Annotated in this window: 13 protein-coding genes; 11 read left to right on the forward strand and 2 right to left on the reverse strand. The window is 40.7% G+C overall.

The genetic code is table 11. The features are described from left to right. The first annotated feature begins 3 nt into the window (after window positions 1-3). The 6 genes from AC570H_RS05080 (at window position 4) to AC570H_RS05105 (ending at window position 4,927) form a co-directional block, all read left to right on the forward strand. The gene (locus AC570H_RS05080; RefSeq protein ID WP_497352359.1) at window positions 4-915 is read left to right on the forward strand and encodes a metallophosphoesterase; all 912 of its coding nucleotides are present in this window, start codon (window positions 4-6) and stop codon (window positions 913-915) included. 83 nt (window positions 916-998) lie between these two features. Next, window positions 999-1,928, forward strand: coding sequence for an alpha/beta fold hydrolase (locus AC570H_RS05085; RefSeq protein WP_497352361.1), 930 nt, complete (start codon window positions 999-1,001; stop codon window positions 1,926-1,928). Next, window positions 1,915-2,757 carry a carbon-nitrogen hydrolase family protein gene (locus tag AC570H_RS05090; RefSeq protein ID WP_497352363.1) on the forward strand — a complete coding sequence of 281 codons (843 nt, stop codon included), beginning with the start codon at window positions 1,915-1,917 and terminating at the stop codon, window positions 2,755-2,757. Before AC570H_RS05085 ends, AC570H_RS05090 begins: the two co-directional genes overlap by 14 nt. 131 nt (window positions 2,758-2,888) lie before the next feature. Next, entirely contained in the window at window positions 2,889-3,896 is a 1,008-nt protein-coding gene (locus AC570H_RS05095) for a formylglycine-generating enzyme family protein (RefSeq protein WP_497352365.1), read from the forward strand. Between the two features lie 93 nt (window positions 3,897-3,989). Beyond that, a complete protein-coding gene (locus AC570H_RS05100) occupies window positions 3,990-4,457 on the forward strand; it encodes a pyrophosphohydrolase domain-containing protein (protein ID WP_497352367.1) in 468 nt (155 codons plus the stop codon). Window positions 4,458-4,465: 8 nt separating this feature from the next. Further along, on the forward strand, window positions 4,466-4,927 hold the full coding sequence (locus AC570H_RS05105; RefSeq protein WP_497352369.1) for a MaoC family dehydratase: 462 nt from the start codon (window positions 4,466-4,468) through the stop codon (window positions 4,925-4,927). A gap of 202 nt (window positions 4,928-5,129) precedes the next feature. Here AC570H_RS05105 and AC570H_RS05110 read toward each other — a convergent pair whose 3' ends face one another. After that, window positions 5,130-6,302, reverse strand: a complete 1,173-nt coding sequence (locus tag AC570H_RS05110) for a chondroitinase-B domain-containing protein (RefSeq protein ID WP_497352371.1) — start codon at window positions 6,300-6,302, stop codon at window positions 5,130-5,132. 159 nt (window positions 6,303-6,461) lie between these two features. On the opposite strand from AC570H_RS05110, the gene AC570H_RS05115 reads away from it, so the two are divergent. The 4 genes from AC570H_RS05115 (at window position 6,462) to AC570H_RS05130 (ending at window position 14,167) form a co-directional block, all read left to right on the forward strand. Then, entirely contained in the window at window positions 6,462-8,387 is a 1,926-nt protein-coding gene (locus tag AC570H_RS05115; RefSeq protein ID WP_497352373.1) for a 7TM diverse intracellular signaling domain-containing protein, read from the forward strand. Between the two features lie 297 nt (window positions 8,388-8,684). Next, window positions 8,685-8,909: a hypothetical protein gene (locus tag AC570H_RS05120; RefSeq protein ID WP_497352375.1), complete on the forward strand. Its 225-nt coding sequence runs from the start codon at window positions 8,685-8,687 to the stop codon at window positions 8,907-8,909. A gap of 279 nt (window positions 8,910-9,188) precedes the next feature. After that, window positions 9,189-12,269 (forward strand): SusC/RagA family TonB-linked outer membrane protein, encoded by a 3,081-nt coding sequence (locus AC570H_RS05125; RefSeq protein ID WP_497352377.1) that lies wholly within the window; start codon window positions 9,189-9,191, stop codon window positions 12,267-12,269. 11 nt (window positions 12,270-12,280) lie between these two features. Further along, window positions 12,281-14,167 (forward strand): RagB/SusD family nutrient uptake outer membrane protein, encoded by a 1,887-nt coding sequence (locus AC570H_RS05130; protein WP_497352379.1) that lies wholly within the window; start codon window positions 12,281-12,283, stop codon window positions 14,165-14,167. A gap of 96 nt (window positions 14,168-14,263) precedes the next feature. Here the strand turns inward: AC570H_RS05130 and AC570H_RS05135 are convergent, their stop codons facing one another. Next, the gene (locus tag AC570H_RS05135) at window positions 14,264-15,301 is read right to left on the reverse strand and encodes a LacI family DNA-binding transcriptional regulator (protein WP_497352381.1); all 1,038 of its coding nucleotides are present in this window, start codon (window positions 15,299-15,301) and stop codon (window positions 14,264-14,266) included. Window positions 15,302-15,801: 500 nt separating this feature from the next. Here AC570H_RS05135 and AC570H_RS05140 point away from each other — a divergent pair, with 500 nt between their 5' ends. Further along, window positions 15,802-18,834 (forward strand): SusC/RagA family TonB-linked outer membrane protein, encoded by a 3,033-nt coding sequence (locus AC570H_RS05140; protein WP_497352383.1) that lies wholly within the window; start codon window positions 15,802-15,804, stop codon window positions 18,832-18,834. The last annotated feature ends 2 nt before the right edge of the window (window positions 18,835-18,836 follow it).

Genomic DNA, 18,836 nt, shown 5'->3' on the forward strand with positions numbered 1-18,836 from the left:
CCAATGAAAATATCAAGAAGATCATTACTCAAAGCCGCAGGTCTGGCTACAGGCGCTACATTAACAGGCGGATTAGAGGTATTCGGCGCTACAGACAAAACCAAAGACAAGAAAGTAGTGCTCACAGTTGCCCACATTACCGATGTACACATCAGGTCTGGTGATGACGCCCCCGAAAGGTTTACCAAGTGCTTGGCACATATTGTTAAGGAACATCAGCCCGATTTCTTTTTAAATGGCGGCGATTCTATTAACGATGCCTCTTACGATAACGTAGTAAGAGAACAGGTAACCGAGCAATGGGCTTTGTGGGATAAATGCATCCAAACCATAGCCAAGTATGAAATATTCAGTTGCTTGGGCAACCACGATATGTGGTGGAAGGCACCTTCGCAAACAGATGAAATGTACGGAAAAAATTATGCCGTAAAACGATTGAAAATCCCGAATCGCTATTACAGTTTTAAAAAGAAAAACTGGCATTTTATTATATTAGATGGTAATAACAGCAAGATTTCTTTGGATGAAGAACAGTTCAAATGGTTGCAGAACGAATTGGAAAGCTTGCCAGCCAACACACCGGTAGTATTGATGTGCCATTATCCGATTTTGGGAACCACGCAAGTATTGGTTGGTGGCGGCCACTCGGATTGCAAAAAACTAAAGGATCTCTTTTATAAGCACAAGGATAAAGTGCGCATTTGCTTAAGCGGACACAACCATTTGTCTGACCATACCAGTTATAATGAAGTGCTGTATTGTTGCAATGGCGCCATGAGTGGCTTTTGGTGGGGCAAAGGCGATGCCGAATCAGCTGGAAAGGGTTATTATTTAGAAACGCCTCCCGGTTATGCCATCTTGAAACTGTATGAAGATGGGAGTGTAACCAACGAGTATGTCCCGCATTCGTATTAAAATTTTATTGCCTATAAAAATACAAAGCCTCCATAATTTTGGAGGCTTTTGTTTTAAATTTACAGTCGTAATCCCACACACAAATGTTTAAGCCAAACCAACTCCTTTTGCTGGCCATTTTCTTATTGGCTAGCCTCCAAGCTTATACCCAGCAACTTTATGTTAAGGCCTATGGCAACAAGGCCAATCAAGCCATCATATTTATCCATGGGGGACCACGGGGCAATTCGGTTCAGTTTGAAGGCACCACAGCCCAACAATTAGCCGATAAAGGATTTTATGTAATTGTGTACGATAGAAGAGGAGAAGGCAGATCAGTGGATGCCAATGCCAAAATTACTTATCAAGAAGCTTTTGATGATTTAAAAGGCATCTACAAAAAATATAACTTGAAAAAGGCTAACATATTGGGCTTTAGCTTTGGAGGATTGGTTGCCACGCAGTTTGCGGAAAAATATCCTGCAATGGTGCAATCGTTGGTGCTCGCCAGTGCCTTGGTTGCCCAGCAAAAAACATACGACCATATTTTAAGCGAAGCGAAGAAAAACCCAAATCCCGAACAACTGGCCAAATTGAAGGCAGTTGAACAATTGAACCGTCAAACAGCCGAGTACAGGAAAGGATGCTTTGATTTGGCCTCCTTGCTAGGGTTTTTTAAAGTTCCGCATCCTTCAGCCGAGGCTCAACAAATTTATCGAGCCTATGAAGCCGGCTTTTCAAAAAACGACGTAAGAAATGACAACGCACCTCAGCTTTTCTATCAAAACGAACCAAAAAAGAACATCGATGTGAGTCCGATTTTGAAGCAGCTAAAGAGAAGCAAAATGAAGATCTATGCCATTTATGGAAAGCAGGATGGTATTTTTTCTGCCCAACAAATCAGCGATTTAAAAGGGATTCTAGGCGTAAACAATTTCAGGTTTCTAGACAATGCTTCGCACTATCTTTTTGCCGATCAGCAAACGCTGTTTTTGCAGTGCATCAAAGACTGGCTCCTCGATGCAGATAGCTAAATTTCCTATCTTTAGGAACACAATCTTAATTTATATAGATATGAAAGTTGCGCTGGCTTCTCCACCTATTCCTACATCGTTGCAGATGGGGCTTTTTTGGCTCGAAAGTTTAACCAGAGAAGCGGCTGAATTACAGGCCGACATTATTTGTTTTCCAGAATCATATCTTCCAGGATATCCAGGTATGGGCTATACAGCCGAAGAGCGAACATCCGAAAATTTGCAGCTGGCATTGGATAAAGTTTGTACGATTGCATCCGAAAACTCAATAGCGATTATAGTACCCATGGATTGGCATACGCCTTTAGGACTATTGAATTTGGCTTATGTTGTGGCTAAAGACGGCAAGGTATTAGGGTATCAAACAAAGAATCAGTTAGATCCAAGCGAAGACCATATTTGGATTCCGGGTACAGAAAGAAAGCTATTTGAATTGGAAGGAATAAAGTTTGGAATTACGATATGCCATGAAGGATTTAGGTATCCCGAATCCGTAAGATGGGCAGCCCAACAAGGTGCCGCAATTGTGTTTCATCCACATTTTGTAGGCAGTAATGACCAGGGTGTGGTCCTTACAGAATGGGGAAGCAAAAACAATCCTTATTATGAAAAAGCAATGACGATGAGGGCTATGGAAAACACAATTTATTTCGCCAGCGTAAATTATGCTTCTAAATATCCAGAAGCGGCTAGTTCGCTTATTGGCCCTGACGGCACCTGTTTAGCACATGCTGCTTATGGCAAAGAGGGAGTACTCGTGGCTGATATAGATCCAGTTCAGGCAACCGGACTCTTGGCAAAGCGATTTAAGAATTATCTTTATTCTTAGCAATCGATCTAATCTTGTTTTTATTCTGCTTTGCTTCAAAGTCTGGATTTATTGTACAAGTAAAAGTAGGGTACGTAAATTTGATGCGATAAAACATCGAATAGGAAGAGAGTACGTATATTAGAGCTTCCATGAAAACAAAATCAAATCTATACAGCTTCATCTGTCTTTCTCTTTTGATCAGCTGTACAACGAACAAGAAGCCAACTGAAAATGCCAAGGAGAGCCAACCGCTCAATCAAATGGTTTGGATCAAAGGTGGCGAATTTGCCATGGGTACTGATGATCCCAGTTTTGCAGATGCCCAGCCCATCCATCAGGTAAAAGTAAATGGCTTTTGGATGGATGAGCATGAGGTAACCAATGCCGAATTTGAACGTTTCGTAAAAACAACAGGTTACCAAACTGTTGCAGAAAGAAAGCTAGATCCCAAAGATTTTCCTGGGGTGGCGCCCGAAGCTTTGGTGCCGGGTTCGGCCGTATTTACGCCACCAGACCATGCAGTGCCCTTGGATCAGCCCTTGGCTTGGTGGAGCTATGTCAAAGGAGCCAGCTGGCAACATCCCTTTGGTCCCGAAAGCCATACCAATGCTAACGAACCCGTAGTTCATATTAGTTATACCGATGCCGAAGCCTACGCCAAATGGGCCGGTAAACGTTTGCCTACAGAAGCCGAGTGGGAGTATGCAGCCAGAGCCGGGCAAGCTGGACAAAAATACTATTGGGGCAATGAGCTAAAGCCGGGTGGCAAATGGGTTGCCAATATTTTTCAAGGCGAATTTCCTCAAAAAAATAGCTTAGAAGATGGATTCAAAGACATTGCTCCGGTAAAATCCTTTCCGGCAAATGCTTTTGGCCTATATGATATGGATGGCAATGTATGGGAATGGTGCAGCGATTTTTACAGACCAGATTACTATGCGCAGAGCCCTGCCGATAACCCAAAAGGTCCGACAGACAGCTATGATCCCGATGAGCCCGGTATGGTGAAAAGAGTGCAGCGGGGTGGATCTTTCTTGTGCAGCGATCAGTATTGCATTCGTTACCGAGCGGGAAGCCGTGGCAAGGGCGAAATCAACAGTGGCTCTAACAATTTGGGCTTTAGGTGTGTTAGCGATGCTCCAGCCCCAAAAAAATAGCAGGAAGTATCAACAACAGGCCAGGTTTGTTGATAAGAAAATTTGCGTAGCACTATAAATAATGCAACTTTAGCTGCTCAAATCAAAAATAGTATGGAAGATTTAAATGCATTAAGCCAAGTTGCCGAATTTCATAAAACCTTTAAGCATCCCATTCTGGAGCAGGCTACGATTCCTGCCAAAGAAAGATGCCAGTTAAGGATAGACCTCATCGCAGAAGAATTAAAAGAGCTTCAAGATGCAGTTAATGATGGCAATATGGTTGAAGTTGCAGATGCACTTTGCGATTTGCAATACGTTTTGGCCGGTGCCGTACTGGAGTTTGGCTTAGGCACGCAGTTTAAAACACTTTTTGATGAAGTGCACCGCTCTAACATGAGCAAGGCCTGCAAAACAGTAGAAGAAGCCAACCAAACCATAGCGCACTACAAAAACAACAACAATGTAGATGCTTATTACAAAGAAATCGATTCTAAATTCTTGGTTTATCGCGATGGCGACCACAAAACCTTAAAATCTATCAATTATTCTCCGGCCGATTTAAAAGGCCTGCTTAAATAAGCTGTCTTATGATAAAAATTAGTAATTACAACGAATTTGAAGCCTATCTGGGGCAAGAATTGGGAGTTTCGGGTTGGCATACCATTAATCAGGAGCAGATCAACAAATTTGCAGATGCTACATTAGACCACCAATGGATCCATACCGATGCTGAAAAAGCGGCTACAGAAAGCCCTTTTAAAGCCACCATCGCTCATGGTTATTTAACCCTTTCCTTGGTTCCTTTCTTATGGAAACAGATTGCAGAAATCCATAACCTTAAAATGGAGATCAACTATGGCATCGAAAGCCTAAAATTTGGTCAGGCAGTAATAGTAGATAGCGAAGTGCGTTTAAGGGCAAAATTGAAATCGATCGCCAACCTGAGGGGAATTACCAAGGTAAGCATTGAAATCACCTTAGAAATCAAAGACCAGGCTAAACCAGCTTTTACTGGCGATGTGTTGTTCTTGTATCACTTTATAGCCTAAACGGCAGCTTATTGGCTCATTAGTCATTAGCTTATTAACCAATACATCATGCCGGATCTTGATCCGGCATCTTTTTTTTAAAAAGATTTGCTTCGTTCTTCGCAACAACGAATTTTGACTATTGATTATCAACCATCAACTATTGACTATTGACTATTGACTATTGACTATCGACTATTGACTATCGACTATTGACTACAGACTATTTATTCTCTAGCACTTCAGTTTTCGTGCGTACAAAGCTATTGTCTGAAATCTTATTGTCAAAAGGAGCAATGTTTTGCATTACTGGCGAAGGATACCTCTTGGTGTCAAATTTTCCTGTCCAATCTGCATTTTTGCTGTCGCCGATTAAAATACCCACAGTTGCATCGCTAATCTGGTTGCCTTTTAAGGTACAATTGCTGGCCGCAATGTAAAAGCCGACTTCATTTTTTCCTTTGGCCATGCCATACATCAATCTAATGGCCGTTTTAATGCCTTTGATTTTGTTGTTGCTAATGATATGGCCCGTACCGTTAATCCTGATGCCTCCCGTGCCACCATTAAAAACATTGTCGGCAATGATACAATCGTGACCGCCACGCATCACCAGCTCGCCATCGTTGTCTTCAAAATAGTTCTTTAGGTAGCTATTGCCGCTGCTTTTATTGCTGATGACTTCATTCTCCCCGTTACAGTGGATAAAACGGTTGTTGCTGACAATCGATTTGGCCTCCTTGTTGCCTAGCAATACAGGATCTTGTCCAATTTGCACACATTCGCCACCATTGCCGTTTTTCCAGCTCACTTTTGCTTTATCCCTAAATACATTGTTTTCAATTTTAGAGAAAAGCGGACAGCTCTCATTTGTAATTTTTACCTGTACATCTTGGTTGTCGATATTAGAAATAAAGTTGCAATTGTTAACACCATTGGCGTTGCCATTGCCTGAGATGATTACCAACGGCGTAAATTGTGCCTTTACGAGGTTGTTTTCGAAAGAACAGGCAGTAACTGCACAGTTATCGGTGCTTTTAAGTTCGATGAGAACACCATTGTTTCCTTCGCCTTTTAGCAGCTGGCAGTTTTTAAAGCTTAATCCACTCAAAATGGTGTAGGCGCCGCTCAACTTAAATAGGGTTTGTTTTACGTCTCCAGAAAAAGCAACTTTGCCATTGGTCTCGGCTTTAATGAGGATGGGCTTTTGCGCTGTACCTTGTGTTGTTATATCTACTGCCCAATTGCTATAAGCACCATTGGCAATGATTAATTCGTCTCCAGGCAGTAATTTGGGCAAAGTACTTTTAAATTCCTGTTCAGAACTTACTTTGTAGGTTTTGGCCATTGCAATTTGGCTTAACAGGAGCAACAGGTAAATAGGGAATTTTTTCATGGGGAACGGCTTATTTAAAAAGAAAGGATTGATTTGACTAAACGACTGCTGAATATTAATTATTTGTTAATATATTTAAGCTCCTAAAATAGAAATCAAACTGCAAACTTTTAGTAATTAATAAAGATTTTAGTTAGCGCAAACAGTGAATTAGCTGGCATGTTAAAAAGATTATTTCGACTCTCCATTTTATTTGTGTTCATATGTTGTTTTGAGCAATTGTATGCACAAAGAACAATTGTAATTAACGATACCGTACCCGAGCACATTTTTAAATCAGATGAGGTAGTATGTTTGGAAGACGCCAGCAATAAACTTACGTTTAACGAAATTAGTAGTCCTGCTTTTCGGAGCCAGTTTAAAAATAACATCAATTACTACCCTAAAAACTATAATCGTTCCTCGAGCTATTGGTATCGGGTAAAGGTAAATTTCACCAAAGACCTTAACCGTGCTACGGTAATCGAATTCTTTGACCAGATTACCGATCATATTGAGGCTTACATGCCCAACGACGATGGAACTTATACGCACAGCAAGGCAGGGGCCGATTTACACTTTACAGATAGGCTATACAAACATAAAAACTTCGAATTTTTGGTTAATACGACCAAAAAAGGAGAGTACTATTATTATTTCAAGGTAAAATCCAAAGATCAGGTTAACGTAATTATTGTTTTTAGAACGGTAGAACGTTTCATCCAATATGGCTTAACGGAGTATTTTACGTATGGCTTTTTCTATGGAATGATCGTTATTTTCAGCTTCCATAACTTGTTGATGTTCATAGCCGTAAAACGACGACAATACCTGTTTTACATCTTGTATATCTTGAGCGTGGGCTTGTATGAGATGTCTACTGATGGCATTGCCTTTCAGTATTTATGGCCAAATCATCCGGTATGGAACGAATATGCCTATGGTGTAGCTTTATATTTCATCAGTTCCTTTGGCCTTATCTTTACCAAGGAGCTGTTGCACGTAAAAGTAAAGGCGCCACGTTTAAACCAGCTCATCAACCTGTTGCTGATTGCCCGTTTGGTGTTTTTTCTTGTTTGCCTTTTCCATAACAACGATTGGTTCAAGTACAAATTTTTAGAGTTTATACCGCTTTCGGTTGGCTTTTATACCGGTATTTACATTTGGTGGAAAAAACAATACAGACCTGCCCGTTTCTTTGTATTGGGCTATTTTTTCTTGTTTTTAGGTTTTATTATCAAGGTAATACACATTTTGGGATGGGCGCGCCACATTCCGGGCGCACTAGGCTACTACAGTTTAACTTTTGGCTTCTTGCTGGAGATGGTATTGCTTTCGTTTGCCATTGGCGATCAGGTGCGGCTATTGAAAAAGAAGAAGGAAAATGCCCGTAAGCAGATCATCAAACAGATGCAGGTCAATGCCGATCTGAAAGATAGCATCAACAGGGATCTGGAAATCAAGGTGGCCGAACGTACCAGGGAAGTACAACAGCAATCAGAAGAGCTTTTGCAGAAAAATATTACCATTGAGCATCAGAACGAAGAATTGTTGTCTAAAAATACTTTGCTAGAGCATCAGGCTGAAGAAATATCGAGGATGAACATCCTTTTAGAAAAGGATAACATTACGTTAAAAACCAATATAGAAAAAGTAACGGATGCACGCGTAAATGCAACAGAACTAGATTTTGACGAGTTTAGTCAAAAATATCCGGATCGAGATTCTTGCTATAAGTTCCTGGCCGATATGAAATGGGAGCATGGCTATAAATGCATCAAATGCAACAATACCAGCTATTGCAATGGCAAGGTGCCTTTTAACAGGCGCTGTACCAAATGTGCGTATGAAGAATCGGTATTGCATCAAACTATATTCGAAAACAATCGTATTCCTATCAATAAAGCCTTTTACCTGGTGTACCTCATGTACAATCATAAAGGTGCCATCTCTTCGCATAAGCTTTCAGAAAAGCTGGGTATTAGGCAAAGTACCTGCTGGACCTATGCCGCTAAAGTTAAAAAGGTGATGGAAGAACGCAAAAAAGACCTCAAAGGTGTTGGAAAAGCAGGCTGGAGCAAGCTCGTGCTCGACAAGCAAGCCTAGCTTATTGTTACTTTTACACCAAGTCTGCTCGCTGTTGATAACTTTAAGTTAATTTTTTTTACTTTTTTTTAGTGCGGACAAAGCGTATTGCTCTTGTTTTGCTTGTGCTGTCTATTGTTCAGTTAATCAGTTGTTTAGCTTTTTGCTCTATTGCGCTTAAAGCGTATCAAAATTTTTGTAACTTACTAAATATCAGATATTTATGACTATTTAGCCCTTGCATTTGTTACAATGATTGCTCTATATTTACTCAACCAAATGTTTTGGTACTAATCAACTAAACCAAATTTTAACTGTATGAGTAAAATTCTATTAAAAAGGATTTTGCGGAAAATCTCGATGACACTGCTCTGGTGTCTATTTCTGCAAATGAATGCGTCTGCCAGTTCTGGCACGATTGGATCAAGTAAACTCTCGGCTCTTCAAACCAATGTCCATTTAAATGTAAAAGGGACAAAGGCCGGTTTTGCTACAATTTTAAAAGAAGGTGAAGCTCAAGAGGTTTCTTTGAAGTTTAAGTAATTAGTTATGGTACAATTGGCAGAAAAGACTAAACAGTTTCATTTTAAGTGTAAGGAGAGCAGGAGCAAAACGGCTAAGAATTTCAAACGTTTGAAACATGCCGCTAGCTTGTATTCCTATTCTTTTACAACTAAAGTCAATCCCTATTCTTTACGCTTTTTGTAACTTATTTGTTTCAATGTTTTTTAAAAACCAAATTTTAACTGTATGAGTAAAATTCTATTAAAAAGAATTTTGCAGAAAATCTCAATAACACTGCTCTGGTGTTTATTTCTGCAAATGAATGCGTCTGCCAGTTCTGGCACGATTGGATCAGGCAAGCTCTCGGCTCTTAAAACTAATGCCCGTTTTGTAGACGTAACGGGAACAGTAAAGGATGCCAGTGGTGTAGCCATGCCGGGTGTTGGTGTAAAAGTTAAGGGAACGCAGCTTTCGGTAGTTACCGATGCAGAAGGCAGGTTCGCTCTTAAAACAGACAATCCAAATGCGGTACTTGTATTTACCAGTATTGGCTACAAAACTAAAGAGGTAGAGTTGGCTGGTAAAACTAACATTAGCGTTTCTTTAGATGAAGACGATGCCAAAGGCCTTTCTGAGGTAGTAGTAATTGGTTATGGTACAGCGAGCAGAAAAGATGTAACCGGTGCCATTTCAAGTGTAAAAGCTACTCAATTAGAAAATGAAAACCCTCAAAGCGTTGCCGACATTTTAAAAGGCAACATTGCAGGTATGAGCGTAAGCTTAAACACCAGTGCAAAAGGTGGTGGCGATTTGTTGGTTCGTGGTAAATCTACCCTAACAGCAAGTAGCTCTCCTTTAATTGTATTGGATGGTATCATTTACAACGGTCAGCTGTCAGACATTAACCCTAACGATATCGAAACTGTCGATGTGTTGAAAGATGCAAGTTCACTGGCTGTTTATGGTGCCAAGGCGGCAACAGGTGTAGTAGCCATTACTACTAAAAAAGGTAAGGGTGGAAAACCTACTATTAATTTCAACACCAATGTAGGCTTTGCAGAATTGGCGCAGAACATGAGGCCTTATACTGGCCAAGCCTTTTTAGATTGGCGTGGCGATGCGATGAGAAGTGGTGCAACAACGCCTGCTTATTTGTACAATGATCCAAGAAACTTGCCTGCTGGTGTAACCATGACCCAATGGTTGAACGGACAAACTGGAGATCCGGTAGATCTTTGGTTAAACAGGTTAGGTTTGGTTGGTAATGAGAAAGCCAACTATTTGGCTGGCAAAACCGTTGACTGGTATGATGAAATCTTTAGAAAAGGTTTCCGTCAAGACCATACCATTAGCATCAGTGGCAATAAAGAAGACGTTAATTATTATATGTCTTTAGGTTACCAAAAAAACCAAAATTTAATTGAAGGTGGTGAGTTCAGTACGGTAAGAACACGCTTGAATTTAGAAAGCAAAGTGGCCAAATTCTTAACAGTAGGTGCCAACATTCAGTATGCTGATAGAGATGAGGGGGCAATTGAGGCCGATTGGAATCAATTGATCAATCTTTCTCCTTATGGTGACATGTATGATAATGCTGGAAAATTGCGTAGAATTCCTACAGATGATACCGGTTTAAATGCAAGAAACCCGTTTTTGGATATGACCTACAACGAACGTATGAACAGACAAAATACCTTGTTTGCAAGTTTGTTTGGTAAAGTAAACCTTCCATTCGGTATTACTTATCAATTGAACTTTAGCCCTGGTATAGATATGTACCGTACGTTTAACCATGCTTCAACAGAAAATCCAAACGTATTAACTCCGGGTGGTTCGGCAACTCGTGCGCAAGAAACCCGCTACAACTGGCAAGTGGATAATTTGTTGAAATGGAATAAAACCTTTGCCAAAATCCACAATATCGATGTAACCTTATTGGCTAATGCGGAGAAATATCAAACTTGGTGGACACAAGCAGGTAACCAAGGTTTTAGCCCTAGCGATATTTTGGGTTACCATAACATAGGTGCAGGTACTACGCCAACCGTGAGTAGCGAAGATAAAGTATATACTGGCGACGCCTTGATGGCAAGGATTAACTATAGCTTAATGAGTCGCTATAGCTTAACGCTATCATTAAGGAGAGATGGTTATTCGGTATTTGGTGTGAACTTCAAAAGAGCGACTTTCCCAGCAGCAGCAGCAGCTTGGACTTTCACTGAAGAATCTTTCATGAAAAACATTAGCTGGCTAAATTATGGTAAACTCCGTGTATCTTATGGTATCAATGGTAACCGCGATTTGCGTAACCCAGATAACAATACGGTAGATCCATATGCAGCTTTGGCTGTTTTAACCACCGATAAATATATAGCGGTAAATGGCAGTGGTGTAGCTTCTTCTATCAACACAGCCGCCAACAGTTCACGTATGGCCAATTCTAATTTGAAATGGGAAGAAACCAAAGCTTTCAACGTAGGTTTGGATTTCTCTGTTTTGAAAGACAGGTTGAGCGGTTCGGTTGATTTTTATGATAAAACAACCAGTAACCTATTGGTAAGACAAACCGTGCCGGATGTAACTGGTTATGGTTTTGTGTATTCGAACTTGGCTGAGATCAAAAATAAAGGTATGGATATCAGCTTGAACAGCAGAAACATGAATACCGAAAACTTTAAATGGAATACCAGTTTTACAATGTCTTTCTCAAGAAACAAAATTGTGAAATTGGCCTTCCCAGCTGATGATTTGGGTAATGGTTGGTTTATCGGAAAGGATATCAATGTAGTTTGGGATTACAAAATCTTGGGCGTATGGCAAGAAAACGAAATGGCTGAAGCTGCCAAATATACCAAGGCGGCAATTAAGCCAGGTGATTTCAAATTACAGGACGTAGACGGAAATTATGTTTATGACAATAATGATAAACAGTTTTTCGGTTTCTCTACGCCACGTTACATTTTTGCCATGAGGAATGAGTTTAACATTTTCAAGAATTTTGATGTGTCATTCCAATTGCTATCTAACTGGGGCCAGTACAAACAATATAATACCGCTAAAAATCAACCAGGTAGCGTAGGTTTTGCCCGTCAGAACTCTTATGTAGTTCCTTACTGGACACCAAGCAACCCGCTTAACGATTATGCAAGGTTAAACTCGGGAACAAGTGGCACCAGCTTTAACGTTTACAGAGACAACTCGTTTATCAGGTTAAACTCTGTTGCGGTAGCTTATACCTTGCCAAAAGATTTATTGGGCAAGATCAAGGTAAAAAATGCCAAAATTTATGCTAACGTAAACAACGCGGCCGTATGGTCTAAAGATTGGGATTTCTGGGATCCAGAAAACAATGGTCCAACCCCACGTTATTATACTTTAGGTTTAAATGTTTCCTTATAATAATTGAAGAAATGAAAAGAATACATAAAAAAATAACTGCAGTTTGTTTAGCATCATTATTGCTGGCAGGTGTAGGCTGTAAAAAATCATACCTCGATTCAGACATGCTTTCTGCTTTCGCGCCAACCAGCTTAAACACAGCTGACGCGATGAAAGCAGCGCTAAATGGGGTAGCTCTAGTGGTGAGAAGAGAGTATTTCGGAGACTCTGCACCAATGTTAACAGAATCTATTTTCTCTGAAGTTGCAGTAGAAGGTACGACCGATAAAAGTACGCCAGCTCAAGATTTGGTGAGCCGTATCACCCCAGATGCGAATTTGAACAGTGACGACTTCAATAAAATTGGCTGGTATTGGACCAACTATTTCCAAGGCGTTAGACAGGCGAATACCATCATCACCAATATCGATGTGCCAAAATATGCTTCAGATGCCGAAAAGAATGCCATTTTGGGAGCAGCCTACTTTTATAGGGCTTATTTCTATTATCGCTTAGTACACCAGTTTGGCGATGTGCCATTGTTGTTGAAAGACTTGGATGCACCGCGGGTTGATTTTTATTCGACCAAACGTGAAGTGATTTTAACCAAAATGAAATCTGATTTGGAGTTTGCACAAACTTGGGTAACCGATAACGTAAACAAGGGCGAAGTAACCAAAGGTGCAGTAAGTCACTTGTTAACCAAGGTAAACCTGTCTTTAGGCAAATTTGACGATGCCATTGCTTCTGCCAGCAACGTACTTAACGGTACTACCTACAGTTTAATGAAAACCCGTTTTGGCAGTACGGCAACAGATCCTGCCAAAAACGTAGTGTGGGATTTACACAGAATGGATAATAAAGCACTTACTGCGAATAAAGAGGCCTTATTCTTGGTGTTAGATAGAGATGCTTTCCAAAATGGTTTGGGTGCAACCGGATTAGGTTCACAACTGATGCGTAATACCGTACCAGCTTGGCACTTCGCCAATGTAAAAACACCTTCAGGTGCTACGGCAATGGTCGATTTGGTGACTGCAGAATTTCCATTAACCAGAATGTATGGCCGTGGTATTGGCAGGTACAGAGGAACGCCTTATAGTACACAATACATTTGGAGCGATAACACTACCGATTACCGCCACGCCAAAGGCATGTGGATGGATATGACCGATTTGGTTTATAACAACCCTGCTTTAAAAACATCAACAAACCCTGCAGATAGGGCCTTATATGGTCAGCCATTACAGCCTTATACCTCGGCAAATGTTGCACAACGTTTTCAAAATGGTGCCTTAGATACGATCCGTCATTGGTTTGGTTGGCCACATTACAAAGTGTTCATCAACTCTACCAACAACCTGGCGGTTGATCCTTATTGGAGCCCACCTCGTGGTACTAACACCGATTGGTATGTATTCCGTTTGGCAGAGACCTATTTATTGCGTGCTGAAGCCTACTATTGGAAAGGCGACTTGAATTTGGCTATGCAAGATATCAATGCAGTTAGAGGACGCGCAAACGCTACATTGCTAACCGATCCAAGCAAAGTGACTATTGGTACCATTTTAGACGAGCGTGCAAGAGAATTATACTGGGAAGAGCCTCGTAAAACTGAGCTGACCCGTATTGCCTATATTTTTGCGCAAACCGGAAAACCGGCCTACAATGGCAAAACCTATACCATGAACAATTTCTCAGATGATAACTTCTTTTACGATCGCATCATGGAGAAAAACGATTTCTATAAAAACCATGTACCAACATTGCAAGGTGTGAAATTTAGTATAGCGCCTTACCACGTATTATGGCCAGTTCCTATTTCGGCACAGAACTTCAATACCCAAGGCCGCATTAACCAAAACAAAGGTTACAGTGGCTACGAGAAGAATGTTCCTGCTAAGGACAAAATCGAATAGCTTGACGAAACTTAAAATATTTTAGCCGTTCCTTCCGTACATTTTAATTAGTAAACTAAAGGGCAGTCGAAAGACTGCTCTTTTTTTATGGCTTTCTTAGTGGACAACCAGCTTGCAATCAACCATTACTTTTTGATAGTTTTCCATGTCGATTTCTTTATCGATAAGCTTAAGGAGCAGGCTGATGGCGTTCTTGCCAACGGATTCTGGATTTTCCTCTACAGAGGCAATAGGAGGCAGGTCTAGGTAACTGATAAAGGAATTGTTGCCAAAGCCGATGCATTCTATCTGGCTCACTAGCGGATAGTTGATGCTTCTCAGGTATTTAATGGCATCGAAAAGGATAAGTTCCTTAAAAGCCACCAAGGCGGTAGGGGCCTCAGGGTGATAGACAAACAGCTTTTGGATAGCTGTCACGGTGTTTTCATTGTCAAAATCAGTATAGGCGACCAAGTTGGCATCAAAGGCAATGTTGTTGTCTTTTAGCGCGTTGATATAACCATTGAAACGATCGTGGGTAAAACTGATCATTTTAGGACCTCCCAGATAGGCGATTTTTTTATGCCCCCTTTTAATCAGCAATTCTGTGGCTTCGTAGCAGCCCTTAAAAGTATTGCCAAGTACTTTGTGGCAGTTCAGGTTAAAGCTTGGGTTGCGGGTATAATAAACAATCGGAATGCCAAGGCTTTCAAATTGATTAAAGTGCGAGAAATCCTGCGTGTTTTTTGAAATAGCCACAATCAATCCATCAACCCGGCTTCTTAGCAACATATTGGCCGAGATGATTTCTTCTTCCAGCTCGTCTTTTGTTTGCTTAATGATGATATGATAGCCATTTTGTGTGGCAAACTGCTCTATTCCATAAAAGCTCCGGGTAAAAAAGTGGTCGAGCAGATTGGGCAGTATCACTCCGATAATCCTCGATTTTCTTTCTTTGAGATTGATGGCCGATTTGTTGGGCGTATAATGCAGTTCCCTTGCCATTTCCTGAACATGTTTCTTGGTATGCTCGTTAATAGTGGGGTAGTTGTTGAGCGCCTTCGACACCGTAGATACAGACATTTTTAATTTCTCTGCAAGTAATTTTAGTGTTATAGGTGTGTTGCTCATCTTCATTTCCAATCTTCTGTACATATATAAGCAAAATCTGAAAGAATTTCAAACGTTTGAAATGCATTTTCAGCTTGTATTGTTGGTTTTCGAACCCTAAATCAGCCCTCTTCCTCTGTTTCTTTTCCTAATTTATTAAGCTAAATATTTCAGAAACCAAACCCACAACTATATGAACAAAGTCCAATCACCCAAAACTGCACACCAAGTTCCGTCAATAATCAAAAATCTCCTTTTCAATTGTAATAGGGTAGTTTTTTGATGTAACAAATTAGAAAAATTCAAGAATCAATTATGCGGATTAAGCGTATTGTTCTCTTTTTTTACATTTATTTCAAGTGTCAGATAATCAATTTGTTATCGATTAATGAGTTTGCGTATGAAGCGTATCAAATTTTTTATAACTACTTAAATATCAATTATTTATGATATTTATTTGCTTGGAACTTTGAAGTCTATTCATCTATATTTACGGCACCAATATTTTTTGGTACATCAAACAAACCAACCAAATTATAAACTGTATGAGGAAAATTCTACTCAAAAGAATTTTGCAACAAATTTCAATAACACTCCTTTGGTGTTTTTTGTTGCAAACCAATGCCTTTGCAAATGTTTTGCATGGCATCACTACAAACAAACATTTAGCTGCAGGCAAACGAGCTGAAGAAGTAACCGGTCGCGTTACTGACTTAGCCGATAAGCCCTTGGTTGATGTTGCGGTTCGTCTGAAAGGCAAGCCAAATACTACCGTATTTACCGATGTTGATGGTAGATACCTGATCAACGCCGATAAAGGCGACATCCTGGTTTTTAGCGTAGCTAGTTTTGAAAGTCAAGAAATTGTCTTTACCAACCAAAAACAGTTGAACGTTAAAATGCTGGTAGACAACTCGCCTTCGGATAGCTTTAACGTATTGTATACCAAGCAAAAGAAAGCAACCAATTTAGAATCCGTAGCCGAATTGCGTACAGATGATTTGACCAAAACCATCTCATCACCAATTAATGGCACTTTCACAGGCAGGTTGGCTGGATTAAGCACCTATCAGTCATCTGGCGAGCCAGGCAATGATGCAATTTCTTTAAGCTTAAGAGGTCAAACGCCACTGGTTATTCTGGATGGTATCCCTCAGTCTTTTACTTCGATCAATCCAGAGCAAATCGAATCGGTTACGGTGCTAAAAGACGCTTTGGCTACTGCGATGATGGGAATCAGGGGATCGAACGGCGTGGTATTGATTACGACTAAAAAAGGTTCGGAAGGTCCTCAACGTATCGGTTTTAAAGCAATGTATGGTTTTTCGAGACCTACCGAATTGCCGAGAACATTAGATGCCTTTAACTATGCAACTCTATTCAACGAGGCCTTGGCCAATGACGGCAAACCATTGGCTTATACACAAGCCGACCTGAATGCCTATCGTGATGGGACAGATCCATTTTACCATCCAAACGTGAACTGGCAAGACCAAATTTTGAGAAAAGAAACACCTTACAGCAGGTATAACGTCGACATTTCGGGTGGCAAACAGGCTGCCAAATACTTTGTGAGTTTAGATTATTTGGATCAGCAAGGTCTATTCAAACAGTCTAATGAAAACATCAACGGTACCAATTCAGATTATAAGCGTTATATATTCCGTTCTAATGTACAGTTAGACCTTAGCAAATACATTACTACTAACCTCAACTTGTTTGGTCGTTTGCAAACCGGCAATGAACCTGGTGTTTCTACAGGTACTTTGTGGAACAGTATTATCCAAACACCTGCCAATGCCTATCCCGTTTTTAACGCTAACGGTACATTAGGGGCCAGCCAGGATTTTCAGCAGAACAACGTTTATGGACAAAGCTTGAGGTCAGGCTACCAAGTTGGTTATACCAGAGATTTCAGGGTAGATTTAGGTGTTAAGGCCGATTTGCAAAAAATAACTCCAGGTCTTTATTTCAAGGCAACAGGAGCTATTAACACGTATTTAGATCAAACTACGATAAGGAGCAAGCCTTTGGTAACTTTTCAACAGGGTACCGATGTTTCAGGCAATGTAATTTATACCCAATACGGTACACCTGGTCAGCAATCTAATGCCTTGACCACCAATACACAAAACCGTGTATTTTATCTCCAAGGCGAATTTGGCTATACCAAAAGCTTTGGCAAACACAATTTAAATGCCTTGTTATTGGGTAGCAACGACTATCGCATGGCGGGTGCCGATTTGGGTTATAACGTAAACGGTGTTTCTGGAAGAGTAGCCTATAACTACGATGAGAAATATTTGGCTGAAATTGCTTTTGCCTATAATGGTGTAAAAGAAAGATATGCTGCTGGCAATGGCTATGGCCTTTTTCCAGCAATAGGCTTAGGCTGGGTAATGAGCAAAGAAGATTTCATGAAAGATCAAAAATGGCTGACCAGTTTAAAATGGAGGGCAAGTTTTGGACGTACCGGTAACTTCAACGCAAACGACTATTATAGCTACAGACAGTTTTACAATGGCGGTACTGGCTACAACTTCGGACAAGCCACGGGCGGAACAGTTTCAGGTATCGAGCAGGGCACATTGGCCAACCTCAATTTAACTTTTGAGAAAGCCAATAAACTAAATGTGGGCTTGGATGCTTCGATGTTCGGCGATCGTTTGGCTTTAGCCGCCGATTATTACAATAACGAATTTTATGATTTGTTGCAGGTAATTGGCCACAATACAGCCATTACAGGTGCACCTTATGGCCAGCGTAACATTGGTAAACAACGTTATTCGGGTGTAGAGTTGCAACTAACTTACAAAGATAAAATTGGTGATTTCAATTATTTTGTTTCGCCAATGTTCTCTACGGTAAAAAGCAAAGTCGTTTTTCAAGACGAGCCTAACCGTCAGTTCGCTTATCAAATCCGTACCGGATTGCCAGTTGGCCAATCTTTTGGCTATGTAGCCAGCGGCTTGTTCCAGTCAACAGCAGAAATCAACAGCAGCGCGAAGCCGGCTAATTTGGCTATCGTACCTGGCGACATCAAATATGTAGATCAAAATGGTGATAATGTAATCGACGAAAACGACCAAGTAGCCATTGGTAGGGGCAAAGCGGCCTTGAATTTTGGCTTGAACTTGGGTGCAAGCTGGAAAGGTTTCGATTTCTCAGCTTTATTGCAAGGCGTAGCCAACAACGATATTTTCTTAAGAGGAAATTCATATTGGGCATTTCAAGGTACAAGAGGTCAAGCTTACGAGCACAATTTAGACCGTTGGACACCAGCTACAGCTGCAACTGCCACCTATCCGAGGCTGAGCGTGGGTACCAACCCTAATAACGAGCTTAACTCTTCATACTGGTTACGCAATGGCGATTTCTTGCGCCTAAAAAGTGTAGAAATTGGTTACAACTTCCCGGTTTCACTGGTAAAAAGGGTGAAGATGTCTGGTGCAAGGTTATTTGTAAACGGAACCAATTTGTTTACCATCACTGGTTTAAAAAACCTCGACCCAGAAGATTATTTCAACAGCTATCCGATCCAGAAGATGTTGGTGGCAGGTATCAGTGTTAAATTCTAAAC

It is taken from the genome of Pedobacter sp. B4419 (assembly GCF_059693725.1).